Source organism: Bradyrhizobium sp. USDA 4369, from assembly GCF_054056435.1.
This window is the reverse complement of record NZ_JBSRYH010000001.1, coordinates 103348-128477: the sequence shown is the minus strand read 5'-3', so window position 1 is coordinate 128477 and position 25130 is coordinate 103348. Positions and strand designations below refer to the sequence as shown.

Below are 25130 nucleotides of genomic sequence, written 5' to 3'. Positions count from 1 at the left end.
CAGGGGTGGCGTTCCCGACGGACCATGACTAATCCTTACGCGCACCGGCGCGGCAGGCAAATTCGGAGTTGTAAATGTCCACCAGTCCAGCATCCTCCCTCTCGCTCGCTGTGGAAACCGCCGACATCCTGAGCGCGCTGGGCGTGGCGCCGGAGCGGCTGCGCGGCGGAGCGCGCGCGGCGCGCTCGCCGATCACCGGCGAGGTGCTGGCGCAGGTGCATGACGAGACCCAGGCCGGTGCGACCGAGGTGATCGCGCAGGCGCATGCCGCATTCTTGCAGTGGCGGCTGGTCCCCGCGCCGAAGCGCGGCGAGCTGGTGCGCCTGCTCGGCGAGGAGCTCCGCGCCAACAAGGCGGCGCTCGGTCGCCTGGTCTCGATCGAGGCCGGCAAGATCGTCTCCGAGGGTCTCGGCGAGGTCCAGGAGATGATCGACATCTGCGACTTCGCGGTCGGCCTGTCGCGCCAGCTCTATGGCCTGACCATTGCGACCGAGCGGGCCGAGCACCGCATGATGGAGACGTGGCATCCCCTGGGTGTCACCGGCATCATTTCGGCGTTCAACTTCCCCGTGGCGGTATGGGCGTGGAACGCGGCCATCGCGCTGGTGTGCGGCAACAGCGTGGTCTGGAAGCCCTCCGAAAAGACGCCGCTGACGGCGCTGGCGACCGACGCGCTGCTGGCGCGCGCGTTGGCTCGTTTCCGGCGCGAGGGCGGGGAGGCTCCGGAGGGGCTTGCTGGCCTGCTGATCGGCGGCCGCGCGGTTGGCGAGATGCTGGTCGACGATGTCAGGGTGCCGCTGGTGTCGGCAACCGGCTCGACGGCGATGGGCCGCGTCGTCGGGGCCTGTCTGGCCAGCCGCTTTGCGCGGGCCATTCTCGAGCTCGGCGGCAACAATGCCGCGATCGTCGCGCCCTCCGCCGATCTCGATCTCACGCTGCGCGCGGTGGCCTTCGCGGCGATGGGCACCGCCGGCCAACGCTGCACCAGCCTGCGCCGGCTGTTCGTGCATGCCGATGTCTATGAGCAGCTGGTGCCGCGGCTGACGCAGGCCTATGCCTCGGTTGCGATCGGCAATCCGCTGCAGCCGGGCACCTTGATCGGCCCGCTGATCGACCGCGGCGCCTATGACGCCATGCAGGATGCCCTGAGCGCGGCCCGGGATCAGGGCGGCCGCGTGTTCGGCGGCGAGCGCGTTGCGGTCGGGGGCTGCGAGGGCGCCTATTATGTGCGGCCCGCGCTGGTCGAAATCAGCTCGCAGGCCGGCCCGGTCGAGCGTGAGACCTTCGCGCCGATCCTCTACGTCATGCCGTATCGCGACCTCGACGCTGCGATCGCGTTGCATAATGCAGTGCCGCAGGGGCTGTCATCGTCGATCTTCACCAATGACCTGCGCGAGGCGGAATTGTTCGTGTCGTCGCGCGGCTCGGATTGCGGCATCGCCAACGTCAATATCGGCCCGTCCGGCGCCGAGATCGGCGGCGCGTTCGGCGGCGAGAAGGAGACCGGCGGCGGCCGCGAGTCCGGTTCGGATTCGTGGAAGGCCTATATGCGCCGCGCCACCAACACCGTGAACTACGGTCGCAGCCTGCCGCTGGCGCAGGGCGTCAAGTTCGACATCGGGTGATCGGCATGACGCATCTCTTCGGCCAGGCGAGACCCTGATGGTGAGGAGCCCGCCGCTGCCGCTCCGCGGAACTGCCCTGCGGGGTCGTGCGTTGCGCGCTGGCAAGGAGATGCATCATGGCAGCCAAGAAGAAGACCTCGACGGCAACATCCAGCCGCGGACGCAAGCAGGACCGTGCCCTCGTTGCGGGCGGCCAGGACTACGAAGTGCGCTACGAAGCCAAGAAGAGCGGACGCTCGGCCTCCGCCGTGAAGAAGGCAGTCAAGAAGGTGGGCAACAGCCGCAAAAAGGTCGAGCGCAAGCTCGCGCGCTAGGTCTCCTGCGGCCGCTTCGGCGGCCGCAGCGATCCCTTGGCCCAGCCGAGCGCTTTCGGCGAACGCAGCGGGTCGGGGCCGTCGCAGGCGGGACAGATCAGCTTGCAGCGCTCGCCGCTGCCCTCCCGCACGGCCAACGGGCGCCCGCAGGTCGGGCACGGCTTGCGCAGCGGGAGAGCGGGACGCCTCGACACGGTGATGTCTCCCGGTGGAGGCTTCAAGCTAGAGCACGCGCGAGTGAAGGGGAATCACTTATTTTAGTTGCGGCAAGTCCTGTCGCGGCAATTCTTCCAGTTCGCTCGGCTGCGCACAATCAGGGCAGGTATCGCCGATCCCGCCGAGAACATCCTCGATCGCCGCAACTGCTTCCGAGCCGCAAATGCCGGGCGGCGGATCGTCGCGTGCCGCGCCGAGCGCGCAGGCGAGCGCATGCGGGTCGCCGCGCTCGCGCATCCGGCCATGCGCCTCGCATGCGACGATCGCCCCGGCCTCGCGCAGGGTTGCGATGGCCCAGCGTTCGAGGCTGGCGCTGGCGGAGCGGCGTGTCATGGTCGTGGGCATCGGAAAAACTCTCCAACCGGGAGAATCCACGATTGGCCCGGCGTTTCCAGCTCCGCCGTGCAGGGCAGGGATTCCGAAATGGTGGGGCTGCCCCTCGGCTGCCGCCGCAGAATCTTGGGCTGGTCGGCTTGAGATCGCCGCGGGCCGAGGCCATCCTCGTGAGAGTCTGGTGAAACGGGTGCAGGATGCAGATCAAGACCAACGAGGATTTGCTGCTCATCATCGATGTGCAGAACGATTTTTGTCCCGGCGGCGCGCTCGCCGTGAGCGATGGCGATGCGGTCGTCCCGGTGATCAACCGGCTCAGCGGGCTGTTTGATCACGTCGTTCTCACCCAGGATTGGCACCCCGCCGGCCACAGCTCGTTCGCCGCCAGTCACCCGGGCAAGGCGCCGTTCGAGAGCGTGCCGATGGCTTACGGCCCGCAGACGCTGTGGCCGGATCACTGCATCCAGGGCACGTCGGGCGCGGCCTTTCATGCCGGTCTGGCGACCGACAAGGCGCAACTGATCATTCGCAAGGGCTTCCGTCCGGCGATCGACTCCTATTCGGCGTTTTTCGAGAACGACAAGACGACGCCGACCGGCCTTGCCGGCTATCTGCGCGAACGCGGCTTGCGCCGGGTATTTATGGTCGGGCTCGCGACCGATTTCTGCGTGCATTACTCCGCGGTCGACGCGCGCCGGCTCGGCTTCGACGCCGTCGTGATCGACAGCGCCTGCCGCGGGATCGATCTCGGCGGCTCGATGGCGGCCGCGAAGGCGCAGGGCGCCGAGGCGGGCGTGACCAGGATCGCCGAACTGGCTTGAGACGAAGCTACGCCGCCGCGCCGATGTTCGGCTCGGCAATCGCGCCGGCGACGCGGACGCGGACGCGGAGCGCGTTGCCGGGGAGGTAGGCGATCGGCATGTCCTCGACGTCGACCATTTTGAGCGCGTCGCGGTCGGCACCGGCCTGGATGGCGCGCGCTTCGGCAATGCCGCGCGCCGCCGCGATGGCCTCGTCGCGGGTCATGTCGCGGAACACCTGGTCGGCCTCGCCGGAGACCTGGGCGATGGCTGCGCCGACGGCGTTGGCGCAGTCGCCATGGTCGACGCGGACGATCTCCGAGATGCCGGCGAGGCGCTCCGGCACCAGGAAGGCGCCGCCGCCGACCGCGAGCAGCGGCACGTCGCCGGCCTCGGTCTTCATCCGGTCGATGTCGCTTTCGAGCTTGCGATGGGCATCCGCAAGTGCAGCCTCGATCAGGCGCCGCGGCAGATGCGCGACGCGGGCGCCGTCGCCGAGATCGATCAGTCCGGCCGCGACCGCGATATCGGTCGCCGTCAGGCGGTCGCCGCCGAACACCAGGGCCTCGGATGTCAGCCGGTACCCGACGCTGAGTGGGCCGACGCGGACGGGATCCTGTTCGACATGGCTGCCGCCGCCCAATCCGATCGAGAGCAGATCGGGCATGCGGAAGAGGGTGCGGACGCCGCCGACTTCGACGACCGCGTTGGCCTCGCGCGGAAAGCCGTGGCGCAACTGGCCGATGTCGCTGGTGGTGCCGCCGACATCGACGACCATCGCGTCGTCGAGGCCGGACAGATAGGCGGCGCCGCGCATGGAATTGGTGGCGCCCGAGGCGAAGCTCATGACCGGGAAGGCGGTCGCGGTCTCCGCCTGCATCACGGTGCCGTCGTTCTGGGTCAGGAACAGCGGCGCATCCAGGCCGGCCTCGGCGATCGCTTTGCGGAAGGCGGTGACGGTGGTGACGGCAAGGTCATGCAGGGCGGCGTTGAGGAGGGCGGCGTTCTCGCGCTCCAACAGGCCGATGCGGCCGAGGTCGTGCGACAGCGTGACCGCCACGTCAGGGCAGATCTCGGCGAAGATCTCCCGCGCGGTGATCTCGCAACTCGGGTCGAGCGGCGAGAACGACGAGGCGATCGCGACCGCGCGCAGGCCCTTGGCCTTGATTGCGCGCGCGGCGGCCTTCAGGCCGCCGGTGTCGAGCGGCATGAACGGGCGGCCGTCATAGTCATGGCCGCCCTCAAGCATGAAGATCTCGCCGCTGACCAGCGCGGCGAGATCGGCTGGCCAGTCGCAGAACGGCGGCAGCGAGGCGGAGGCCGGCATGCCGATCCTGACCGCACCGATCTGCTGCAGGTGCCGCCGCTGCACCACCGCATTGATGAAATGCGTGGTGCCGATGACGACCGCATCGACCGGCACGGCCGCTGCGGGATTGGCCCGCAGCGCTTTCAGCGCGGCGAGAATGCCGGAGGTGACGTCGGCGGTGGTGGCGCTTTTGACCGAGTGAATGACCCTGTCGTCGGCAATCAGAACCGCGTCGGTATTGGTGCCGCCGACGTCAATGCCAATGCGCTTCATTCATGGAGCTCCAGCGGTCGCGAACAGCGACCGGAAATCGAGGTCGTAGCCGAAGGCGCGGGGGCCGACGAAGTCGAGGCCGCGCGGACTGGTCAGCACGGCGGGGGCGGGCAGCGCGATCACGGTCACGCGCTGGCCGTAGCGCGCTGTCTCGGTGCCGATGCCATGGCCGTTGACGCTGTCGAGCACGCAGATCAGGTCGGGCGACATCGCGATCGCCTCGCCATCGCGCCAGGCGACGATCCATTCGTTCTGGAACGACAGCTTGAGCCGCGTGCCGCGATCGTCATCGCTGCCCTCCACGACGGCAGAGCCGCGCAAAAAGCCTTCGGTGGTGCGGCGTTCGACATCGACGATCTTGCCGGTGAACAGGCGCTGTCCGCCCTCGCAGGCGAGGATCGCCGCGATCGGGTCCTGGTGGCTCCTGTTGGCGGCCTCGACTGCACGGCCGATCTCAATCGCCTTGGTGGTGGTGAAATGGATGCCCCAGTCCTTGACCTCGCGTCCCGTGCGCGGCGCCTTGCTGGTCGAGGCGATCGAGCCCATCTCGACGCAGATCTTGCGGCTGGCGCGCTCCATCCACTTCCAGGAGGGCACCTTGGTCACGACAGCCTCGATGCCGCGCGGATCATACAGCGTGCAGGGATAGGGCTTGAGGTCGCCGATCGCTACCGACGTCATCTGTGCCTCCGGGAAGGCGCGGCCCATGCAGTCGGCGTCGACGACGGGAATGCCGAGATGCGCCGCCGCCATCAGCGCCTGCATGCCATTGCCGCCGCCGATCTCGACCGACATCACGGCGCGGAAGCTAATGCCGTTGATCTCTTCCTGCATACGCACCGCGCGCGCGATGCTGCGGCTGTCGGCGAGGCGCTCCTGGCCCACCAAGGGGGCGCCCATGTTGGACACCACGGCGACCCAGTCGTCGTCGGCGAGATCGAGCGGCGACATCAGCTGCACACGATGTCCCTCGGCATAGAGCCGGCGCAGATTGAGCAGCCCGAGATAGGGGCTGCCGCCGCCGCCGGTGCCGAGGATCCAGGCGCCGACCGCGAGCGCCTCGATGTCGTCGAGGCTGATCGTCGTCATCGCGCCCCCGGTCATGACAAGGGCTCCGCGATCGGAGAATGTGGTCTTGGTTCGCGGATGGACGGATCGGGCGCTGACGCGCGGATGACGTTCACAATATCAATCCTCGAGAATGACGAGATCGCCGGGCTGCCAGCTGAGCGTGACCGCCTGACCGGGCGCATGAAAAGGACTGGTCCCCGAATTGGGTTGCTGCGCGAGCACGCGCTGGCCGTCTTCGAGCACGATGCGGTACAGCACGGCGCCGCCGAGGAAGTTGGTGCTTTCGACCGTGCCGCGCGCCGAGCGGCCCGCGCTCCCGCCGTCGGCGCCGCTGCGCGGCGACACCACGATTTTCTCGGGCCTCAGCGCCACCGACAGGCCAGCTGCATGGTCGGCCGTCGCGACCGCCTTTGGCAGCGCCAGTATGAGGCCGCGGCCGACCGCGAGCCCGGCGCCGTGATCCATCATTACGTGCTGGCCACGAAAGATGTTGGTGTCGCCGATGAAGTCAGCCACGAAACGGGTCCGCGGCTGGTCGTAGATCTCGGTGGGCGTGCCGATCTGCTCGACGCGGCCGGCGTTCATCACGGCGATGCGATCGGACATCGCCAGTGCCTCTTCCTGGTCGTGGGTGACGAAGACGAGGGTCACGCCCAGGTTCTTCTGCAGTTGCTTCAACTCGAATTGCATCTGCTGGCGCAGCTTTTTGTCGAGCGCGCCGAGTGGCTCGTCGCACAGCAGCACGCGTGGCGAGATGACGATGGCGCGGGCGAGCGCGACGCGCTGCTGCTGGCCGCCGGACAGCTGTGCCGGCCGGCGATCCTCGAAGCCGGACAGCTCGACCATCGCGAGCGCGGCCTTCACCTTGGCGGCGATGGTCGCCTTGTCGATCTTGCGCATGCGCAGGCCGAAGGCGACATTCTCGGCGACCGTGCGATGCGGAAACAGCGCGTAGTTCTGGAACACCATCGCCATGTCACGCTTATGCGCCGGCACATGGGTGATGTCGGTCCCGTCAAGCCGGATCTCGCCGGCGCTCGGGCTGTCGAAGCCTGCGATCATGCGCAGCGTCGTGGTCTTGCCGCAGCCGGACGGGCCGAGCAGCGAAAAGAACTCGCCCGGCCGGATGTCCATCGCCACAGCATCGACGGCGCGGACGCCGCCGTCATAGACCTTGCTGACGCCGGCAATCTCGATGGCAGCGCTCATGCGCGGAAGATCCGGTTGACCCGGCTGTCGATCTCGTCCTTCTGCGCGTTGTACCACTTCCAATCGACCTGGATCAGCTTGCCGACTTTCTCCGGCGTGGTCAGCAGCTTCGCGTCGTACTTGGCATCGAGCTTGACCGTCTTGTTGGCGGGGGAATACCACACCGTCTCGGCGAGGCGCTTTTGAACTGCGGGGCGCAGCATGTAGTTGACATAGGCGTTGGCGAGCTCCTTCACCTTGCTGCCGGGGGTGATGCTGAGCACCTGCTCCAGCGACAGCACGCCTTCGCTCGGCGTCACGAAGTCGATCGGCTGGTTCTGGCCGTCATAGCGATAGATACCGGAATCGTGGATGATTCCGAGCCCGACCTCGCCGGACAGGATCTGCTTCTCCATGGCGCCGGTGAAGTCGACGAGCTTGATCGGCTTGAGCTTCTCCAGCGCCGCATAAGCGGCATCGAGATCGGTCTGCCCCTTGCCGTACAGGGTCCCGCACATCATCACGAATGCCTGTCCGAGGCTGTTGACCGGGATGACGTAGCCGCCGCGGGCGCCGTTATATTTGGCGTCCCAAAACTCCTTCCAGGAGGAGATGCTGGAATAGCCCTTGTCGGTGCGCATGCCGAGCCCGATGGCGCTTGTGAAGATGCAGACGCCGACAATCTTGTCGCTGACGGCATAGGGGTAGACGTCGGCGATGTTCGGCACCAGCCTGGGATCGACCTTGGGCTCGACGAGGCCCATTTCGACGGCCGCCCACTGCTCGTTGGAGTTGGTGTGCAGCACGTCATAGACCGGCGCAGAGCGCGAACTGGCCTGCAGCTTCGGCAGGAAGGGCAGGGCGGTATCGGTCTTGAGTTTGCACTTGAACTCGGTCTCGAAGGCCGGGCCGATCTCCGCCTTCATCACCTCGCCCCATTTGCCGCCCCAGCCCGTCACGTTCAGCACGGCCTCATCGGCCCGCGCGACGTAGGGCGCCGCGATCACGCCGGCGCCGAGCGAGGCCGCCGCAGTCAGCAAGCGCCGGCGGCTCAGGGGAAAGCGACGCGATGAGGCGGTCATCTCAAGGATCTCCGTTAGAGTTTGACGTAGGAGCGCAGGCCCACCGTGCGGTCAAGCGCGATGACCACGAGGAAGGCGAGCAGGATGGAGACGATCGAGGCGGCGCCGATCGTGCCGTCGAGATCGAACTTCAGATAGTTGAACAGCGTGATCGGCAATGTCTCGCGGCCGGGGGCAACGAGAAACAGCGACACGGGAAACTGGTCGAACGACACGATGAAGGCGAAGATCGCGCCGGCAAGCACGCCAGGTTTCACCAGCGGCAGGGTCACTTCGAAGAAGGTCCGGGCCGGGCTGGCGCCGAGATTTTGCGCGGCTTCCTCGAGCCTGACATCGAAATTGTGCAGCACCGCGAGCGTGGTGCGGACGACGTAGGGAATGGTCACCAGCGTGTGGCCGGCGACGAGGCTCCACAATGGACGGCCGACATCGAGCAGGACGTAGGACTGGAACAGTGCAAGTCCGGTCAGGATGGCCGGCAGCATCAGCGGCGACAGCATGGTCGCCATGATCAGCCGCGAGCCCGGCAGATTGCCCCGGGCAACGGCCAGCGCGGCAGATGCGCCGAGTACGGTCGCGGCGATCGTGGTCATCGCCGCGACCTCGAGGCTGAACACGAGCGCCTGCATGAAGTCGCGCGAGGCAAAGAATTTCTCGAACCAGCGCAAGGAGAGTCCGACCGGCGGAAACTGGATGAACGGCGTCGGATTGAGTGCGAAGACGATCACGATCGCGATCGGTGCCAGCAGGAAGACCAGAACCGCGATATTGACCGCCAGATAAAGCCTGCGGCCCCAGCCCCGAGGCGCGGCCCGGCGGCGAAGGCCGGTCGAGGTCGCAAGCTCGATCGAGGCCGTCAGCTGCGATGGTGGTGGGGACGAGAGGCTCGGCATCGCCACCCTTCATTGCAGCTCGCGCTGGCCGGAGACAAGGCCGAGCACATGGTTGTAGGCGATGACGAGCATGAGCGAGATCGCGAGCAGCACCATGCCCAGCGCCGCAGCGAAGCCGACATTGAAGTTCGCGGAGATCTGCTGATAGATCAGGATCGGCAGGGTCATGATCTGAAAGCCGCCGAGCAGGATCGGCGTGACATAGGCGCTGATCGCGAGCGCGAACACCAGCAGCGAGCCGGCGAGGATGCCCGGCAGGCTGAGCGGCAGGGTGACTTCAAGAAAGGCGCGCCACGGGCTGGCACCGAGATTCTCGGCCGCCTGCTCGAGCCGCTCGTCGATGCGGCCGATCACGCCCGTCAGGGTCAGCACCATGAACGGCACATAGATGTGGACCAGGCCGATGATGATGCCGGTCTCATTATACATCAGGTGCAGCGGGGTCGAGATCAGGCCGAGCGCGGCGAGGACCTGGTTGATGACGCCCTTGTCGGACAGCAAGGTCATCCAGGCGAAGGTGCGTACGACGATCCCGGTCAGCATCGGCGCCAGCACGGCCGTCAGCAGCAGCGCATGGCCGCTGCGACTCCTGATCCGTGACATCCAATGCGCGAGCGGATAGCCGATTACGAGCGCGACGATAGTCGTCCAGAGGCCGATCCGGAGCGTAGTCCAGATCACCTCGAGATAGTAGCTGTCGTTGCCGATGCGGGCGTAGTGCTTTGCAGTGAAGCCGACATGCGGCATGACGACCGGATTTCCGGTCAGCATGCTCATGACGGCCATCAGCCCGATGGGCAAAAAGAAGAACAGAGCAAACAGCAGCGCGCTGGGCAGGATCAACAGCGCGAGGCTGTTGACGCGCGGCGCGCCGGTGGCTGGCATCAGGAGGCCAGTCCGGCGAGCTGCTCGATGGTCTGGCCCAGCGGATCGCCGGTGATGCGACGCAGTCGCGCGGCCATCGCGCCGAGCTCGCGGCGGACATTGGCGCGTTCGATCTCGGTCGTGGCCTGCACCGAATAGGAGACGGCGATGCCGATCAGTTCGCCGGTTTCGCCGCTCGCCAGCGCAAAACCCTGCGATCCGACACCTTCGATGGCCTCATCCGCCGCGTCGGAGATGCCGGTGCGGCGGATTTCGTTCAGCCGTGCCATCAACTCGGTGAAGTTCTGCGGTGAATTGGCAGGCACCTTCGGATAGTCGAGCGGGACACGCGCCCGGATCTCCTGGTCTGACAGCCGCGCCAGCATGGCGCGGCCGTTCGAGGTGATGATCGCCGGCGTACGCTGGCCTGGCGGATTGACGACGCGCAGCGGGTTCGATCCCGTCACGATGCGCAACACGACCTGCTGATAGCCGTCGAGCACAGCGATGTAGCCGGTATGGCCGGTCCGCGCGCAGACGTCGCGCAGCTCGCGCTCGGCGGTCGCGATCAGATCGTCATGGGCGCGATGCAGGCGTCCAAGTTCGAAGGTGAGCAGGCCGGGACGGTAGCGGCGGCTGTGCGGATCCTGCTCGAGCAGGCCGCAATCGCGCAGCGAGCGGAGCAGGCGGGAGGTGGAGCTCTTCGGCTTGCCGGTCAGGACTTGCACGTCGGCGAAGGAGAGGTCGGGCCGCGAGGTCGAAAAGCAGCGCAGAATGTCGATAGCGTTGGTCAGGGCGCTCATGATGATACCGTTTGTTCCATTTTTTGGAACGTAGTCCCGAATTCTAGAAGCGGCAGAGTGCCTGCCGCAAGGCGAAATTAGGGGCAAAGCGATGCCCGAATGCGCGTCATGGTGGTGGTCGTGGTGCCCTCGGCAGCTGGAGCATCGCCGGTCCTAATGCGGCGTGGCCGACCGGATGCGGCTGACGGCGGCCTCCACATTCGTCCAGCCGGGCTTGTCCGGCGCGAACTGCCCGCGCAGATAGCTGACGAGCTCCGCAAGCTGCCTGTCGCTGAGATGGTCCCGGAATGCCGGCATGTAGCCGAGATCGGACGAGGCCGGCTTCATGATGCCGTGCAGGATCACCTGGATCAGGTTGTCGGGCGCGGCGCCGTGCAGGTTGCTGTTGAGCGCGAGCGAGGGGCGGCTGCCGAACAGCGGCAGGCCGCCGACCTCGTGGCAGACGGCGCAGGCGCCGAGATAGAGCCGCGCGGCTGGAGACGATGCCGAGGTCACCTTGGTGCGCGCTTCGAGCTCCGAGGCCATCGCCTCCAATGTCGCCGGCTCGGGCGCAGCCTCCTGGAAGGAGGCGAGATAGGTCGCCATGGCCCGGACATCAGCGTCGGCGAGCGTCGCGAGATCCTTGACGATCGGCGCCATAGGACCTGCGGCCACGCCGTGAAAGCGCGACTGGCCGGAGCGCAGATAGGTGTAGAGCTCGTCCTCCGTCCACGGGATCGGCGCTGATGAGAGCGAGGTCAGCGCCGGCGCCTCCCAGCCATCGGCAAATCCGCCTGCGAGATAGGCCTTGCGCTGCTCGGCGCCGAACGCATTGCGCGGCGAGTGGCAGGCGCTGCAATGGCCGAGACTCTCGACCAGATAGAAGCCGCGATTCCACTGCTTCGATTTCGTTGGATCGGGTTTGAACGGCTGGTTGTCGTGGAACAGGGCATTCCAGCCGGCGACCAGTGGCCGCAGGTTGAACGGAAAGCGAAGCTGATTGTCCGTCGCCTGCTGCCGCACCGGAGGCTGCGCCATCAGATAGGCGTAGAGCGCCTGCAGGTCGGCGTCGCTGGTCCGTGCGAAATGCGTGTAAGGGAATGCCGGGTACAGCTGTCGGCCGTCGCGATGTACGCCCTCCCGCATGGCGCGCTCGAAGGCGGGATAGGACCAGGCCCCGATGCCGGTGTCCACGTCGGGGGTGATGTTGGTGCTGAAGAGGGTGCCGAACGGCGTCTCCAATGCGCGGCCGCCCGCATTGATCAGGCCGCCCTCCGCGGTGTGGCAGACCGTGCAATTGCCGAGCGCGGCGAGCGCCCCGCCGCGCGCGATCGTCGCGGCGGAATAGACGGCGGGATCGGGCGGCGCGATCGGCGCGATCGTGCGCCAAGGCATGATCGCGTTGGCCACGCCGATTGCCGCGGCACAGGCTGCGACAGCGGTCGCGATCAGACCGCCGCGCGGGGCGAACGGCTTGAGCCATGTCTTGGCCGGCTTGTCGGGCGTGGGGAGGGGCTGCGGTGAGGGCCTCTCCGTCTGTTCGCCGCGCAGTCCCCTGAGAATGCGCTCCGGCGTGAATGGCGGCTCGCGGAAGCGCACGCCGGTGGCGTGATAGATCGCGTTGGCGATCGCGGCCGCGCTCGGAACCGAAGCGGACTCGCCGACGCCGAGCGGCGGCTGGTCCGGTCGCGGCAGCATCAGGACGTCGATGTCAGGCAAGTCCGGGAAGGTGATGATCGGATAGGCGCCCCATTCCCGCGCCGCGACTTTGCCGCGTGTGAACGGGACCTCCTCCATCAGCGCCCGGCTGGTCGACTGGATGACGTTGCCCTCGATCTGGTGACGCACCCCGTCCGGGTTGATCATCAGTCCGGAATCCTGGCCCGCGATCACGCGCGTGACGCTGACATCACCGGTCGTCGTGTTCACGGCGACGTCGGCGATCCACGCCGACCACGCCGCGCCATAGCCGGGAAACTTGCTGTGGACATAGAGCGCGTAAGCGAAGCCGCGGCCGTGCACGACGCCATCCACCGGCGTCTTCTCTTGCCGCGCCGGCCGCGGCGTCCAGCCGGCACGCTCGGCCACGGCGTTGACGAGGTCCCGCGCGCGTTCGTCCTTCAGGTAGCGCAGCCGGTATTCGATCGGATCGACTTCGGCCTCGGTGGCGAGTTCGTCGATATAGGATTCATGCGCGAAGGTGTTGGGCAGCGCCGAGACGCCGCGAAGCCATGATGCGCGCACGATCGGCGGCATGTCGTGCGCGGTGACGCGCATGTGGTCGTAGTCGTAAGGCGGGATCGCGGTGCGGTCGCCCATCTCGAACACGGCGGGCTCCGGCGCGACCCGGCCGGTGAGCAGCAAGGCCAGGGTCGGCGCGCCATTCGAGGGATAGCGGGTGGCGAACTCATAGGCCGCGACCGAGCCGTCGGTATTGAGTCCGCCATTGACGTCCATCAGTTGCGCCGTGCCCTTGGGCTCCCACAGGTGCTCCTGCTCGCGCGTCAGCTGCACACGCACCGGGCGGCCGACGGCGCGCGACAGCAGCAGGGCATCGGCGGTGACGTCGTCGGCGCAGTTGCGGCCGTAGCAGCCGGCGGCCTCGAGCCGGATCAGCTCGATCTGGTGCTCGGGGCAGTCGATCAGCTTGGCGAGATCGGCGCGCAGGATGTGCGGGTTCTGCGTGCCCGAATAGATGCGGATCTGGCCGTCGCGATAATCGGCCACGGCGCAGGACGGCCCGATCGAGCCGTGCATTTGATACGGCCAGACATAGGTCCGCCGCATCGGTTTGGCCGCGTCCGCGATCGCCGCGTCGACATCGCCTTTTTCGAGCAGCCGGCGTGGGCTCGACGGGTTGGCGCGCAGCGCGTTTGCGACATTATCGAGATCGCGCAAGTCCGGCACCGGTTTCCAGCTGACCTTCAGGCGCTCGGCGGCGAGGATGGCGTGCTCCTCGCGCTCGGCGACGACGCCGATGAAGTCGCCGATGACGACGACGTCGACCAGGCCGGGAACGTCACGCACCGAATCCTTGTCGACGCCGATCAGGCTGGTGCCGATGAACGGGCCGGCATCGATACCGGCGTAGGGCGGACGCACGACGCGGCCGTGCAGCATGCCGGGGACGCGGACATCGTGCACATAAGTGAGCTCGCCGGTGGCCTTCGCGGGCAGATCGACGCGCGGCACCGAGCGGCCGACGACCTGATAATTGTCGACCGGTTTGACGGCCACGTCGTCAGCCAGCGCGAGACGGATGGTCTCGTCGCCGATCAACTCGCCATAGCTGAGCGCGCGATTATTGGCACCACGGACAAGGCCATCCTCGACGGCGAGATCCTCAACGGCGACACCCAGTTGCGCTGCCGCCCGGGTCAGCAGAAAGGCGCGCGCCTGCGCGGCCGCCTTGCGCAGCGGTACCGCGGTGATCTGGATGGTCTCGCTGGCGATCGTCGCGCCCTGGTTGGGCACGATGGCGGTATCGCCGAGCACGACCACGACGCGGGCGAAGGAGACGTCGAGCTCTTCTGCGACGATCTGTCCCAGCGCTGTCCGGATGCCTGTGCCGAGATCGACATGGCCGTTGAAGGCCGAAACCTCGCCGGACGCAGTGATCCGGATGAAGGTCTCGAACTGTCGATCGGCGCCCGCGACGGGGCGTTCGACGACCAGCCAGCCGCGCGGTGCGTCGGTTTCGGGGGGCGTGCCAGCGCTCATCAATCCAACGCCTCGAGCGCGTGTCCTGCGGCGCGCATCGCGGCGCGGAGGATTTCGACATGGGCGCCGCAGCGGCAAAGATTGTAGCGCAGCGCCTGCTTGATCTCGTCGAGCGACGGATCGGGCTTGATCGCCAGCAGAGCCTTGGTGGTCATGATCATGCCGTTCAGGCAATAACCGCATTGCGCAGCCTGCTCGACGATGAAGGCCTTTTGCACCGGATCCGGCGCTTCGCGCGAGCCGAGGCCTTCCAGCGTGGTGACAGCGCGGCCGACGCAGCCTTCGATCGGAATGACGCAGGAGCGTGCGGCGCGGCCGTCGATCAGCACGGTGCACGCGCCGCACTCGCCAAGGCCGCAGCCATATTTCGGGCCGTTCAGAGCGAGATCGTTGCGCAGCACGTGGAGCAGGGGCGTGTCGGGCGCCGCGGCGACGTCATGCGTCTGTCCGTTCACGGTCAGCCGAATCGTTGCTGGCGTCATGCCCTTCTGTCGTCCGCTATGGTATCGTTAACGAGAATGCGATCGGGATCCACCCGGAGCCTATCGTTTGTGTACTAACATGCAAGTACCGCGTTTCGCGGTGCAGCGTATGCACGATTTGTCGTCATTGTGCAGGGCAAACTGATCGTTTATCCGGCAAACCTGCTTTTCGCCCACGGGAGCGCTTGACAGTCGGCGGAGGGGCGCGACATCATTCGTGTACAAACGAATTGCCGCGGCGCGCCGGCGGTCATCGCCGCCTCCGCTTCAAGATGGGCTCCTCTGCATGGTGACTGAGACGGCGAGCGACGGTGCAGGGGACAAGATCCGCTGCGATGCCTGCCCGGTGATGTGCTACATCAAGCCGGGCGCGGCCGGCGCCTGCGATCGCTACGCCAATCAGGATGGTGTGCTGGTGCGCGTCGATCCGCACATCCTGCTGGAGCGCACCGTGTCGCATGGCGGCAAGCTGGTTCCGTTCCAGGCCAGCGGCGACTGGGACGGCAAGATCGTGCATCAGCCGGAGCTGTTCGTCACCGCGATCGGTGCCGGCACCACCTATCCCGATTACAAGCCGGCGCCGTTCATCGTCTCGTCGCAAATCGAAGGTGTGGACATGGTCACGGTCGTGACCGAGGGCATCTTCAGCTATTGCGGTGTCAAGGTGAAGATCGACACCGACCGCTATCTCGGGCCCGAGGCTGCGACGGTGCGTGTCGACGGCGAGGCGGTCGGTCACGTCACGACCAGCGAATATGGCTCGCAGATGCTGTCCCTCGGCGGCGTGCATCATCTGACCGGCGGCTCCAAGAAGGAGGGGCGTGTCACCTGCGATGCGCTGATGGACCTCAGCAACCGCAAGGCCGTCGAACTCACCATTGATGGTGGCGCCAGCGTGATCGTGCAGGCGGGGCAGCCGCCGGTGGTCAACGGCGTCAGGGAAGAGCGCATGCGGGTCGGTTGCGGCTCGGCCACGATCGGCATGTTCGCCAAGCAGTGGCAGGGCAAGGTCGACGAGGTCGTCGTGGTCGACGACCACATCACCGGCGTGCTGTCGGAGCACCAGGCCGGCAAGCTGCTCGACATTCCCGCCACCGGCATCAAGATGAAGGGGCGGCGTTCGACGCCGGGCCGCTACTTCCAGGTGGCGCAGCCGGGCACCGGCTGGGGCGGCACCGACATCTCCGATCCGCTCGCGATTCTCGGGCCGTTCGATCCGAAGACGGCGAAGCCCGGCACGACGCTGCTGATGGTGTCGACCACCGGCGAGCATGCCGGCTACTATGTGCTCGACGAGGCGCTGAAGCCGGTCCAGCGCGACATGCCGCCGGAGCTGCAGTTCTCGGTCGAGCGCATCCAAGAAAATTGCGAGCCGGCGCTGTGCACCGTGCTGTTCATGGCCGGCGCGGGCGGATCTCTGCGCGCCGGCGTCACCGACAATCCGGTGCGGCTGACGCGTTCGGTCAAGGATGCGCTGACGCGCGTCACCTCGGGCGGCGCGCCGGTCTATGTCTGGCCGGGCGGTGGCATCACCTATATGGTGGACGTGACGCAGATGCCGGCCGGCGCCTTCGGCTATGTGCCGACGCCGGCGCTGGTGGCGCCGATCGAGTTCACCATGAAGCTGTCCGACTATGAGGCGCTGGGCGGCCATATGGATTACGTGCAGCCGCTCGCGTCGCTCAAGGATGTCAGCAAGGATATCCGCCAGTTGCCGTGGCCGGGGCAGGGCGCATGAGTCGTCAGCCCCAGATCGCGCTGTTGCCGGACCGTCGGCTGCATCTGCAGGATGGACCGATCGATCTGATCATCGGCGCCGAGGGAGCGGAGGCTGATATCCGCGCCGCCTATCAGGCGGCCGCGGAACGCTTCACCGGTCTGCTCGATGAGCTCTGCTCGGAACTGTCCGAACTGCGCAAGGCCGCGGATGAGGGTCGTTGTGTTGTGAATGGCGTCGTCGCCCGTCGCATGCATGCGGCCGTGGCGCCGTTCGCGGCCGGGATGTTCATCACGCCGATGGCCGCCGTGGCCGGAGCGGTGGCCGAGGAGATTCTCGGCGCGATGCGCGGCGCGGCGAAGCTTGCGCGGGCCTATGTCAACAATGGCGGCGATATCGCGCTGCATCTGGAAGGCGCCGCGACCTTCACGGTCGGATTGATGGACCGGCCGGATGCGGCCGGCGTCATGCGTCGGATCACGCTCCATGCTGCGGACGCGGTCCGCGGCGTCGCCACGTCGGGACGGCATGGCCGCAGTTTCTCGCTCGGCATCGCCGATGCGGTGACGGTGCTTGCGGCAAGCGCGGCGCAGGCGGACGCAGCGGCGACGGTGATCGCGAACGCGGTCGATCTGCCCGGACATTCCGCGGTGACCCGCCGTCCCGCCTGCGAGCTGCAGCCGGACAATGATCTCGGTCATCGGCTCGTCACATGCGATGTCGGCGCGCTGAGCGAAACCGACGTGGCAAGGGCGCTGGCCGCGGGCGAGCACTGCGCCCAGGCGTTGCTGTCGGATGGCCGGATCGAAGGCGCCGTGCTGCAGCTCCACGGCGCCATCCGCGCCGTCGGCGCGCGTCCGATCGAGATCATTCGTCCGTCCCGGTTGCGGGCCGCGGCCGCGTGAGGTTTGATGCATGATGGGCTGGAACATGAGGGACTGTCGTCGATGAGCGCCGTCATCCGCAAGATCGTGACCGTGGTCGAGGAAGTTCATCAGGAGATGGGCAAGCCGATCTCGCCGCCAACGCGGCGCGCTGCGGCGGTCGCCGTGATCGAGAACCCGTTCGCCGGGCGCTATGTGGAGGACCTGTCGCCGCTGATCGCGATCGGCGAGGAACTCGGCGAGATGCTGGCCAAGCGCGCGGTGGCTGCGCTCGGCATCGAGGGGCCGGCCGCGCACAGCTACGGCAAGGCCGCGGCGGTCGGCAGCGACGGCGAGCTGGAGCATGCCGCGGCCATCCTGCATCCGAAAATGGGCGCGCCGGTGCGCAAGGTGCTCGGCAAGGGCGCAGCGCTGATCCCGTCGTCGAAGAAACGCGGCGGCGTCGGCTGCACGCTCGACATTCCGCTCGGGCACAAGGACGCCGCCTTCGTGCGCAGTCATTTCGACGGCATGGAGGTGCAGATCAACGATGCGCCGCGTGCTGGCGAGATCATGGTGGCGCTGGCGGTCACCGACAGCGGTCGTCCCCTGCCGAGGGTGGGCGGGCTCACGGTCGCCGAGATCAAGGGCGACGACGGTTTAAGGTAGTTCGAGTCAACATTGGAGGCTGAAGGGATGCGACGGAGAACGATGCTTGCGGCAGGCCTGGGCCTTGCCGTCGCAGGACTTGCGGGCGCGGCGCGCGCCGAGGACGTCATCAAGATCGGCGAGATCAACAGCTACTCGCTGCTGCCGGCCTTCACCGAGCCCTATCGCAAGGGCTGGCAGCTGGCGGTCGAGGAGGTCAATGCGGCCGGCGGCATCAACGGCAAGAAGCTCGTCGTCGTTTCCAAGGACGACAGCGGCAAGCCGGCCGACGCGCAGACGGCGGCCAACGAGCTGGTGTCGAGCGAGAACGTCGCGATGCTCGCCGGCACCTTCCTCTCGAACATCGGCCTTGCCGTCAGCGACTTCGCCAACCAGAAGAAGGTGTTCTTCCTGGCGGCCGAGCCGCTGACCGACGCCATCACCTGGGCGAAGGGCAACAAATACACCTTCCGCCTGCGTCCGTCGAACTACATGCAGGCGGCGATGCTGGTGGAAGAGGCCGCCAAGCTGCCGGCCAAGCGCTGGGCGACGATCGCGCCGAACTACGAATATGGCCAGTCGGCCGTCGCGGTGTTCAAGAAGCTGCTCTCCGAGAAGCGCCCGGACATCCAGTGGGTCGACGAGCAGTGGCCGCCGCAGGGCAAGATCGATGCGGGTCCGGTGGTGCAGGCCGTCGCCGCCGCCAATCCGGAAGCGATCCTCAACGTCACCTTCGGCGCCGATCTCGTCAAGCTGGTCCGCGAGGGCAACACGCGCGGCCTGTTCAAGGACCGCAAGGTCGTGAGCTTCCTCACCGGTGAGCCGGAATATCTCGATCCGCTCAAGGAGGAGACGCCGGAGGGCTGGATCGTCACCGGCTATCCCTGGTACTCGATCAAGACGCCCGAGCATGATGTGTTCCTGAAGGCCTACCAGGCCAAGTACAACGACTATCCGCGGCTCGGCTCGATCGTCGGCTACCAGACCATCAAGTCGGCGGCCGCCATTCTCGCCAAGGCCGGTTCGACCGATGCGGACAAGCTGATTGCGGCGGCCGAGGGCCTGTCCGTGCCATCGCCGTTCGGCGAGATCACCTTCCGCAAGATCGACCACCAGTCGACGCTCGGCGCCTACGTCGGCAAGACCGCGCTGAAGGACGGCAAGGGCATCATGGTCGACACTGTCTATCGCAAGGGCTCGGACTATCTGCCGAGCGATGAAGAGGTCGGCAAGCTCAGGCCGAAGGACTGATCCACACGATCCTGCCTCCTCCTCCCGCGGAGGAGAGCGGGCGGGGTGAGGGAGCACGACGCCTGATCTACAGGTTCAGGCCGAGATCCCTCACCCCACGCCGGCTCGCTGGCTCTCCGCGAGGAGAGTAGTCCGGGCTCGAATGCGGCTCATCAAGACAGACGACCTCCTGACGCGGACCGCCCATGGCCTTCTATTTCGTCCAGTTCCTGACCGGCCTTGCCAGTGCAGCCTCGCTGTTCCTGGTGGCGTCGGGACTGTCGATCATCTTCGGCGTCACCCGCATCGTGAATTTCGCCCATGGCGCGTTCTACATGCTCGGCGCCTATATCGCGTTCTCGCTCACGGAACGTCTGTCGGGGGCTCTGGGCTTCTGGGGCGGCATCGTCGTCGCTGCGCTCGCGGTGGCTGTGATCGGGGTGATCGTCGAGATCGTGCTGCTGCGCCGGATCTATCACGCGCCCGAGCTGTTCCAACTGCTCGCCACCTTCGGCTTGACGTTGATGGTCGAGGATCTCGTCGTGCTGATCTGGGGCCCGGACGATCTGGTCGGCCGCCGCGCGCCCGGCTTCAAGGGCGCGGTGGATTTCTTCGGCCAGAATATCCCGAGCTATGACCTGTTCCTGATCGTGCTCGGTCCCGTCGTGCTCGGCGCGCTCTGGTTGCTGTTCCAGCGCACACGCTGGGGCATCCTGGTGCGCGCGGCGACGCAGGATCGCGACATGGTCGCGGCGCTCGGCGTCAATCAGAAATGGCTGTTCACCTCGGTGTTCGCGGTCGGCGTCTTCCTCGCCGCGCTCGGCGGTGCGCTGCAGATCCCGCGCGATGCCGTGCATCACGCGATGGACCTGCGCATCATCGTCGAGGTGTTCGTCGTCGTCGTGATCGGCGGGCTCGGCAGCATCCTCGGCGCCTTCGTGGCGGCAGTGCTGGTGTCCGAGCTCAACGCCTTCGGCATCCTCATCTTCCCGACGATCTCGCTGATCCTGGTGTTCCTGGTGATGGCCGTGGTGCTGGTGGTCCGTCCCTGGGGCCTGTTCGGCAAGAAGGAGGCGCCGGCGCGCCGCACGCCGGGGCTCACCGTCATTCCCTGGCGCCCGCTGACCTCCGCCGAGCGGCTGGCCTCTGTGGTCGCGCTGGCGCTGGTGGCGATGCTGCCGTTCATCGCCGGCAACTATGCGCTGACCGTCGGCGCCGAGATCGCGATCTTCGTGATCTTCGCGGCCTCCTTGCATTTCCTGATGGCGGTCGGCGGGCTCGCCTCGTTCGGCCACGCTGCCTATTTCGGCCTTGGCGCCTATGGCGTCGCCTTCCTCGCCAAGATGGCGGGACTGCCGATGATCGTCTGCCTTTTGCTGGGGCCGCTGCTCGGCGCGCTCGGCGCGGCCGTGTTTGGTGCTTTCGCGGTCCAGCTGTCCGGCGTCTACTTCGCGATGCTGACGCTGGCTTTCGCCCAGATTGTCTGGTCGATCGCGTTCCAATGGGTGGCCGTGACCGGCGGCGACAATGGCATTCTCGGTCTCTGGCCGGAAAAGTGGGCGGCCTCGCCGTCGCACTTCTATTGGCTTGCACTAGGCGTGTCGGCGCTCGTGGTCAGCGTGCTCCGGCTGATTACCTTCTCGCCCTTTGGCTACGCACTGCGCGGCATGCGGGACTCGCCGTTGCGCAGCGAGTCGATCGGCATCAACGGCAAGCGCATCCAATGGACCGCCTTCATCATCGCCGGCACCACGGCCGGCATCGGTGGCGCGCTGTTCGCTTACCTGAAGGGCAGCGTCTTTCCTGATAATATGGGCATCTCGCTGTCGGTCGATGCGCTCGTGATGGTGCTGCTCGGCGGCGTCGAGACGGTGCCCGGCGCGATCTTCGGCGCCATCGTCTACAAGGCGCTCAATATCTGGCTTGTCAGCCAGACCGATTGGTCGAAGCTCGTGCTCGGCATCTTCATCATGCTGATCGTCGTCGTCTTCCCCAAGGGCATCGTCGGCGTGGTCGAGAGCGTCATGCAGCGTCGGCGTGCGGCGGCGCCCAAGGCGCCCGCTTTGTCGGCCAAGATGGAGGGCGCCCAATGAGTCTCGGCGTGTCGCTGCTCTCGGTCGAGGGCCTGTCGAAATCCTATGGCGGCATTCACGCCGTGCGCAGCGTGTCGTTCATGCTGCAGGCCGGCGAGATTCTCGCGTTGATCGGCCCAAACGGCGCCGGCAAGAGCACCTGCTTCGACATGCTCAACGGCCAGAACGTGCCGGACAGTGGCCGCATCACCGTCATGGGCGAGGAGACCACCGGACGCAAGCCGCGTGAGGTCTGGCGGCTCGGGGTCGGCCGCACCTTCCAGATCACCGCGACCTATCCGACGATGACGGTGCGCGAGAACATCCAGGTCGCGCTGGTCTCGCATCACCGCCGACTCTACGATTTCTGGACGCCGATGATGTCGATCGAGCGCGGCGAAGCGGATCGTCTGCTCGATCTCGTCGGCATGGCCGGCTATGCCGAGCGCCCTTGCGGCGAGCTCGCCTATGGGGATCTCAAGCGGCTGGAGCTCGCGATCGCGCTCGCCAACCAGCCGAAGCTGCTGTTGATGGATGAGCCGACCGCCGGCATGGCGCCGCGCGAGCGTGTCGAACTGATGCGGCTGACCGCCAAGATCGCGCGCGAGCAGTCGATCGGCGTTCTCTTCACCGAGCACGACATGGACGTCGTGTTCGAACATGCCGACCGCATCCTCGTGCTCAATCGCGGCAGTCTGATCGCGCAGGGCTCGCCGGCCGAGGTGCGCGCCAACCGCGAGGTGCAGGCGATCTATCTCGGCGAAGGCCTGCTGTACGACGCGCGGCATCGCGATGGAGCCTCGGCATGAAGCTGTCCGTCTCCAATCTCAACAGTCATTACGGTCCGGCGCATATCCTGTTCGACATCGGCCTCGAGGTCGGCGAAGGCGAAGTCGTGGCGCTGCTCGGTCGCAACGGCGCCGGCAAGTCGACGACGTTCCGCTCGATCGTCGGCCTCGTCGCGCTGCGCGAGGGCCAGATCCAATTCGAAGGCAAGGACATTTCAACGGCGCCGACCCATGAGATCGTCCGCGCCGGTCTCGGTTACGTTCCCGAGGAGCGGCGGATCTTCACCGATCTGACGGTCGAGGAAAATCTCGAGGTCGGCTGGCAGAAGCCGCGGCGAGGTGCGCCGCAATGGACGCGCGAGAAGCTGTACAAGCTGTTTCCCAATCTCGGCGAGATGAAGAATAGGCCGGGCGGGCGCATGAGCGGCGGCGAGCAGCAGATGTTGACGATCGCCCGCACCTTGATGGGCAATCCGTCCCTGGTGCTGCTCGATGAGCCCTCCGAGGGCCTGTCGCCGAAGATCGTCGAGCAGATGGTCGACGCCATCCTGACGATGAAGAAGGAGGGCGTGTCGCTGGTCGTGTCCGAGCAGAACCTGCATTTCGCCAGGCTGATTTCGGATCGCGCCTATATCATCGAGCGCGGCCGCATCTGCTTTGCCGGCACCATGGCCGAACTCGACGCGCGGCCCGACATCCGCGACGCGCATCTGTCGATCTGAGGCAAGGGCTATCATGGCAAAGACCGCCACGTTGAAGCGGCCGGCAAAGGCAGCGAGCAAGGTCGCGCTGAAGCCGCCCAAGGCTGCTGCGAAGGCGGCCGCGAAGTCTGCGGCCAAGCCGGCGAAATCGAACTACGTGCTGGACGATCAGATCGGCTTCATCCTCCGCCAGGTCTGGCAGCGCCATACCATGATCTTCGCGCGCGACATCGGCAGCAATCTGACGCCGACGCAATGGGCGGCGCTGTCGAAGCTGGTCGAGACGGGTCCGTGCTCGCAAAACCAGCTCGGCCGACTCACGGCGATGGATGTCGCGACCATCAAGGGCGTGATCGACCGGCTGACCGCGCGCGGTCTGACGGAGACCAGCGCGGACCCGCAGGACGGACGGAGGCTGCTCGTGAGCCTGACGCGTGCCGGCCAGCAGCTCGCTGAAAAGACCGCGCCGCTGGCGCTTGCGATTTCGAAGGAAACGCTGGCGCCGCTGGATGCGAAAGAGCGCGAGACGCTGCTGGGATTGTTGAGCAGGCTCAGATAGTCGCCGCGAGCAGAGAGCTTGTGGGGTGGGCAAAGCAAAGCGTGCCACCCTGCGCAATCTTCGTCAAACTCACGTCGTCATTGCGGGGTGCCCTTGCGCCGAAGCAATCCAGAGTCGCGTGCGCGGTCCTGGATTGCTTCGCTTCGCGCTTCGTTCGCAATGACGGCGGAGAGAGCAGGGGAGGCCTACTTCGCCACGATCTCCGGGATCTTCGTCGCCGGCGGTGTGTTGCGGCTGCGCTGGGTGCGGACGATGCCGTCGATGATGGTCATGCCGATGCCCGGGAGGTCGCCGAGCTGGACGCTGTCGAGCAGCGTCTTGGCCGGCGAGTGCTGCGCCTTGTCCATGATGACGAAATCGGCGGAGCGTCCGACCTCGATCAGGCCGCAATCGAGCTCCCGCATCCGCGCGGTGTTGCCGGTGGCAAAGCAGAACGCGATCTCGGCCGGGACGTCGCCGAGCGAGGAGAGCAGCGACACCATGCGGAGGATGCCGAGCGGCTGCACACCGGAGCCGGCCGGCGCGTCGGTGCCGAGGATGACGCGGTGGAGATCGTTCATCTCGCGGACGGTGCGCAAGGTGAACAGGGCCGAGCGCTCATTGCCGTTGTGCACCAGTTCGAGGCCGGCCTTGCAGCCTTCGCAGATGCAGCGGATCTGATCGTCCGGCAAAGCGGTGTGGCCGCCATTGATGTGTCCGATGACATCGGTGCCGGCTTCCAGCACCACGTCCTTGTCGATCAGGCCGGAGCCGGGAATCGAGGGGCCGCCGGTGTGGATGGTGCTCTGGATGCCGTATTTGCGTGCCCAGCCGACCATCTTGCGCGCGGTCGGGCCGTCCTTGACACCGCCGAGGCCGACCTCGCCGAGCAGCTTGACGCCGGCGGCGGCGAGCTCCTTGAAATCGTCCTCCACCATCTCGCATTCGATGACAGGGGCGCCGGCATGCACCTTCACGCCGCCGGGGCGGAGCGTCCAGAACGCCCGCTGCGCGAAGATCGCCATTGCCTTCAGGCCGACGACGTCGCGTGGACGGCCGGGCATGTGCACCTCGCCGGCGGAGATCATCGTGGTGACGCCGCCGTGGAGATAGGAGTCGATCCAGTTGGTCTGGTTCTGCCGTGGCGTCCAGTCGCCGGCGACGGGGTGGACGTGGCTGTCGATCAGGCCCGGAGCGACCGTCGTGCCGTGGGCATCGACGATGGTGGTCGCGCCCGAGGTGTCGACGTCCTTATAGCGGCCGATGGCAGTGATCTTGCCGTTCTCGGCGACGATCGTATCGGCATCCAGGATCGGCCGTTCCAGCGCGCCGGACAGCATCAGGCCGATGTTGCGGATGACCAGCTTGCTGGGACCGGTCGCTTGCGGCGCGTCATGGGCCATCGGAATGTCCTTCTCTCCAGACGAAGCATTTGGCGGCAGTTTGCGCCGACATGCGGCGCAGCATCAAGCCGGTTATGGTCATTCGTACACGAATGATCTCGGTCGGCAAGCGGCGGTGTTGCACGAAGATTCGGCGGGGGTGCCTGTATCGGCTTCGCGAGCCTCATGGTTCGAGACGCGCCGCAAGGCGGCGCCCTCGCCATGAGGGTTGAGGTCTG

Annotated in this window: 23 protein-coding genes; 11 read left to right on the top strand and 12 right to left on the bottom strand. The window is 66.7% G+C overall.

The features are described 5' to 3' along the window. The first annotated feature begins 74 nt into the window (after positions 1-74). Both amaB and ACVIJ6_RS00590 read left to right on the top strand, forming a co-directional pair. A complete protein-coding gene (amaB, locus tag ACVIJ6_RS00595) occupies positions 75-1625 on the top strand; it encodes an L-piperidine-6-carboxylate dehydrogenase (protein WP_456771031.1) in 1551 nt (516 codons plus the stop codon). Positions 1626-1741: 116 nt separating this feature from the next. Beyond that, positions 1742-1939: a DUF3606 domain-containing protein gene (locus ACVIJ6_RS00590; RefSeq protein ID WP_456771030.1), complete on the top strand. Its 198-nt coding sequence runs from the start codon at positions 1742-1744 to the stop codon at positions 1937-1939. Here ACVIJ6_RS00590 and ACVIJ6_RS00585 read toward each other — a convergent pair. Both ACVIJ6_RS00585 and ACVIJ6_RS00580 read right to left on the bottom strand, forming a co-directional pair. Beyond that, positions 1936-2133: a hypothetical protein gene (locus ACVIJ6_RS00585; protein WP_456771029.1), complete on the bottom strand. Its 198-nt coding sequence runs from the start codon at positions 2131-2133 to the stop codon at positions 1936-1938. The two genes, ACVIJ6_RS00590 and ACVIJ6_RS00585, sit on opposite strands and share 4 nt — an antisense overlap. A 58-nt stretch (positions 2134-2191) precedes the next feature. Further along, the gene (locus ACVIJ6_RS00580; protein ID WP_456771028.1) at positions 2192-2500 is read right to left on the bottom strand and encodes a hypothetical protein; all 309 of its coding nucleotides are present in this window, start codon (positions 2498-2500) and stop codon (positions 2192-2194) included. 185 nt (positions 2501-2685) lie between these two features. On the opposite strand from ACVIJ6_RS00580, the gene pncA reads away from it, so the two are divergent. Further along, positions 2686-3309 (top strand): bifunctional nicotinamidase/pyrazinamidase, encoded by a 624-nt coding sequence (gene pncA, locus ACVIJ6_RS00575; RefSeq protein WP_456771027.1) that lies wholly within the window; start codon positions 2686-2688, stop codon positions 3307-3309. Between the two features lie 7 nt (positions 3310-3316). On the opposite strand, the gene ACVIJ6_RS00570 is transcribed toward pncA, so the two are convergent. The 9 genes from ACVIJ6_RS00570 to ACVIJ6_RS00530 all read right to left on the bottom strand — a co-directional run bounded on the left by ACVIJ6_RS00570 (position 3317) and on the right by ACVIJ6_RS00530 (position 14952). After that, on the bottom strand, positions 3317-4870 hold the full coding sequence (locus ACVIJ6_RS00570) for a hydantoinase/oxoprolinase N-terminal domain-containing protein (RefSeq protein WP_456771026.1): 1554 nt from the start codon (positions 4868-4870) through the stop codon (positions 3317-3319). Beyond that, the gene (locus tag ACVIJ6_RS00565; RefSeq protein ID WP_456771025.1) at positions 4871-5974 is read right to left on the bottom strand and encodes a DUF917 domain-containing protein; all 1104 of its coding nucleotides are present in this window, start codon (positions 5972-5974) and stop codon (positions 4871-4873) included. It abuts the gene before it with no gap. A gap of 84 nt (positions 5975-6058) precedes the next feature. Then, on the bottom strand, positions 6059-7150 hold the full coding sequence (locus ACVIJ6_RS00560; RefSeq protein ID WP_456771024.1) for an ABC transporter ATP-binding protein: 1092 nt from the start codon (positions 7148-7150) through the stop codon (positions 6059-6061). Continuing rightward, on the bottom strand, positions 7147-8211 hold the full coding sequence (locus tag ACVIJ6_RS00555) for an extracellular solute-binding protein (RefSeq protein ID WP_456771023.1): 1065 nt from the start codon (positions 8209-8211) through the stop codon (positions 7147-7149). Before ACVIJ6_RS00555 ends, ACVIJ6_RS00560 begins: the two co-directional genes overlap by 4 nt. 14 nt (positions 8212-8225) lie before the next feature. Next, on the bottom strand, positions 8226-9104 hold the full coding sequence (locus ACVIJ6_RS00550; protein WP_456771022.1) for an ABC transporter permease: 879 nt from the start codon (positions 9102-9104) through the stop codon (positions 8226-8228). A gap of 9 nt (positions 9105-9113) precedes the next feature. Continuing rightward, positions 9114-9989, bottom strand: coding sequence for an ABC transporter permease (locus ACVIJ6_RS00545; protein ID WP_456771021.1), 876 nt, complete (start codon positions 9987-9989; stop codon positions 9114-9116). Next, positions 9989-10771 (bottom strand): IclR family transcriptional regulator, encoded by a 783-nt coding sequence (locus tag ACVIJ6_RS00540; RefSeq protein WP_456771020.1) that lies wholly within the window; start codon positions 10769-10771, stop codon positions 9989-9991. The genes ACVIJ6_RS00545 and ACVIJ6_RS00540 overlap by 1 nt, the downstream gene beginning before the upstream one ends. A gap of 153 nt (positions 10772-10924) precedes the next feature. Next, positions 10925-14470 carry a molybdopterin cofactor-binding domain-containing protein gene (locus tag ACVIJ6_RS00535; protein ID WP_456771019.1) on the bottom strand — a complete coding sequence of 1182 codons (3546 nt, stop codon included), beginning with the start codon at positions 14468-14470 and terminating at the stop codon, positions 10925-10927. Then, positions 14470-14952, bottom strand: a complete 483-nt coding sequence (locus ACVIJ6_RS00530; protein ID WP_456771018.1) for a (2Fe-2S)-binding protein — start codon at positions 14950-14952, stop codon at positions 14470-14472. Before ACVIJ6_RS00530 ends, ACVIJ6_RS00535 begins: the two co-directional genes overlap by 1 nt. Positions 14953-15238: 286 nt before the next feature. Here ACVIJ6_RS00530 and ACVIJ6_RS00525 point away from each other — a divergent pair, with 286 nt between their 5' ends. The 8 genes from ACVIJ6_RS00525 (at position 15239) to ACVIJ6_RS00490 (ending at position 23530) form a co-directional block, all read left to right on the top strand. After that, positions 15239-16690, top strand: a complete 1452-nt coding sequence (locus ACVIJ6_RS00525) for a 6-hydroxynicotinate reductase (protein ID WP_456771017.1) — start codon at positions 15239-15241, stop codon at positions 16688-16690. Then, positions 16687-17574, top strand: a complete 888-nt coding sequence (locus tag ACVIJ6_RS00520) for a UPF0280 family protein (protein ID WP_456771016.1) — start codon at positions 16687-16689, stop codon at positions 17572-17574. Before ACVIJ6_RS00525 ends, ACVIJ6_RS00520 begins: the two co-directional genes overlap by 4 nt. A 42-nt stretch (positions 17575-17616) precedes the next feature. Beyond that, positions 17617-18201, top strand: a complete 585-nt coding sequence (locus tag ACVIJ6_RS00515) for an amino acid synthesis family protein (RefSeq protein ID WP_456771015.1) — start codon at positions 17617-17619, stop codon at positions 18199-18201. A 42-nt stretch (positions 18202-18243) separates the two neighbouring features. After that, complete coding sequence (locus tag ACVIJ6_RS00510) at positions 18244-19431, top strand: ABC transporter substrate-binding protein (protein ID WP_456776853.1); 1188 nt, start codon at positions 18244-18246, stop codon at positions 19429-19431. A 185-nt stretch (positions 19432-19616) separates the two neighbouring features. After that, on the top strand, positions 19617-21503 hold the full coding sequence (locus ACVIJ6_RS00505; RefSeq protein WP_456771014.1) for an ABC transporter permease: 1887 nt from the start codon (positions 19617-19619) through the stop codon (positions 21501-21503). Further along, the gene (locus ACVIJ6_RS00500) at positions 21500-22291 is read left to right on the top strand and encodes an ABC transporter ATP-binding protein (protein WP_456771013.1); all 792 of its coding nucleotides are present in this window, start codon (positions 21500-21502) and stop codon (positions 22289-22291) included. Before ACVIJ6_RS00505 ends, ACVIJ6_RS00500 begins: the two co-directional genes overlap by 4 nt. Beyond that, on the top strand, positions 22288-22992 hold the full coding sequence (locus ACVIJ6_RS00495; RefSeq protein WP_456771012.1) for an ABC transporter ATP-binding protein: 705 nt from the start codon (positions 22288-22290) through the stop codon (positions 22990-22992). The genes ACVIJ6_RS00500 and ACVIJ6_RS00495 overlap by 4 nt, the downstream gene beginning before the upstream one ends. A 13-nt stretch (positions 22993-23005) precedes the next feature. Next, complete coding sequence (locus tag ACVIJ6_RS00490; RefSeq protein WP_456771011.1) at positions 23006-23530, top strand: MarR family winged helix-turn-helix transcriptional regulator; 525 nt, start codon at positions 23006-23008, stop codon at positions 23528-23530. A 185-nt stretch (positions 23531-23715) separates the two neighbouring features. Here ACVIJ6_RS00490 and ACVIJ6_RS00485 read toward each other — a convergent pair whose 3' ends face one another. Next, positions 23716-24912, bottom strand: a complete 1197-nt coding sequence (locus ACVIJ6_RS00485) for an amidohydrolase family protein (protein ID WP_456771010.1) — start codon at positions 24910-24912, stop codon at positions 23716-23718. Between the last annotated feature and the right edge of the window lie 218 nt (positions 24913-25130).

Excerpts from the sequence above, each read along its gene's own strand:
- amaB (WP_456771031.1), top strand. The coding sequence starts at position 75 with ATGTCCACCAGTCCAGCATCCTCCCTCTCGCTCGCTGTGGAAACCGCC.
- ACVIJ6_RS00590 (WP_456771030.1), top strand. The coding sequence starts at position 1,742 with ATGGCAGCCAAGAAGAAGACCTCGACGGCAACATCCAGCCGCGGACGC.
- ACVIJ6_RS00580 (WP_456771028.1), bottom strand. The coding sequence starts at position 2,500 with ATGCCCACGACCATGACACGCCGCTCCGCCAGCGCCAGCCTCGAACGC.
- pncA (WP_456771027.1), top strand. The coding sequence starts at position 2,686 with ATGCAGATCAAGACCAACGAGGATTTGCTGCTCATCATCGATGTGCAG.
- ACVIJ6_RS00570 (WP_456771026.1), bottom strand. The coding sequence starts at position 4,870 with ATGAAGCGCATTGGCATTGACGTCGGCGGCACCAATACCGACGCGGTT.
- ACVIJ6_RS00565 (WP_456771025.1), bottom strand. The coding sequence starts at position 5,974 with ATGACCGGGGGCGCGATGACGACGATCAGCCTCGACGACATCGAGGCG.
- ACVIJ6_RS00560 (WP_456771024.1), bottom strand. The coding sequence starts at position 7,150 with ATGAGCGCTGCCATCGAGATTGCCGGCGTCAGCAAGGTCTATGACGGC.
- ACVIJ6_RS00555 (WP_456771023.1), bottom strand. The coding sequence starts at position 8,211 with ATGACCGCCTCATCGCGTCGCTTTCCCCTGAGCCGCCGGCGCTTGCTG.
- ACVIJ6_RS00550 (WP_456771022.1), bottom strand. The coding sequence starts at position 9,104 with ATGCCGAGCCTCTCGTCCCCACCACCATCGCAGCTGACGGCCTCGATC.
- ACVIJ6_RS00545 (WP_456771021.1), bottom strand. The coding sequence starts at position 9,989 with ATGCCAGCCACCGGCGCGCCGCGCGTCAACAGCCTCGCGCTGTTGATC.
- ACVIJ6_RS00540 (WP_456771020.1), bottom strand. The coding sequence starts at position 10,771 with ATGAGCGCCCTGACCAACGCTATCGACATTCTGCGCTGCTTTTCGACC.
- ACVIJ6_RS00535 (WP_456771019.1), bottom strand. The coding sequence starts at position 14,470 with ATGAGCGCTGGCACGCCCCCCGAAACCGACGCACCGCGCGGCTGGCTG.
- ACVIJ6_RS00530 (WP_456771018.1), bottom strand. The coding sequence starts at position 14,952 with ATGACGCCAGCAACGATTCGGCTGACCGTGAACGGACAGACGCATGAC.
- ACVIJ6_RS00525 (WP_456771017.1), top strand. The coding sequence starts at position 15,239 with ATGGTGACTGAGACGGCGAGCGACGGTGCAGGGGACAAGATCCGCTGC.
- ACVIJ6_RS00520 (WP_456771016.1), top strand. The coding sequence starts at position 16,687 with ATGAGTCGTCAGCCCCAGATCGCGCTGTTGCCGGACCGTCGGCTGCAT.
- ACVIJ6_RS00515 (WP_456771015.1), top strand. The coding sequence starts at position 17,617 with ATGAGCGCCGTCATCCGCAAGATCGTGACCGTGGTCGAGGAAGTTCAT.
- ACVIJ6_RS00510 (WP_456776853.1), top strand. The coding sequence starts at position 18,244 with ATGCTTGCGGCAGGCCTGGGCCTTGCCGTCGCAGGACTTGCGGGCGCG.
- ACVIJ6_RS00505 (WP_456771014.1), top strand. The coding sequence starts at position 19,617 with ATGGCCTTCTATTTCGTCCAGTTCCTGACCGGCCTTGCCAGTGCAGCC.
- ACVIJ6_RS00500 (WP_456771013.1), top strand. The coding sequence starts at position 21,500 with ATGAGTCTCGGCGTGTCGCTGCTCTCGGTCGAGGGCCTGTCGAAATCC.
- ACVIJ6_RS00495 (WP_456771012.1), top strand. The coding sequence starts at position 22,288 with ATGAAGCTGTCCGTCTCCAATCTCAACAGTCATTACGGTCCGGCGCAT.
- ACVIJ6_RS00490 (WP_456771011.1), top strand. The coding sequence starts at position 23,006 with ATGGCAAAGACCGCCACGTTGAAGCGGCCGGCAAAGGCAGCGAGCAAG.
- ACVIJ6_RS00485 (WP_456771010.1), bottom strand. The coding sequence starts at position 24,912 with ATGGCCCATGACGCGCCGCAAGCGACCGGTCCCAGCAAGCTGGTCATC.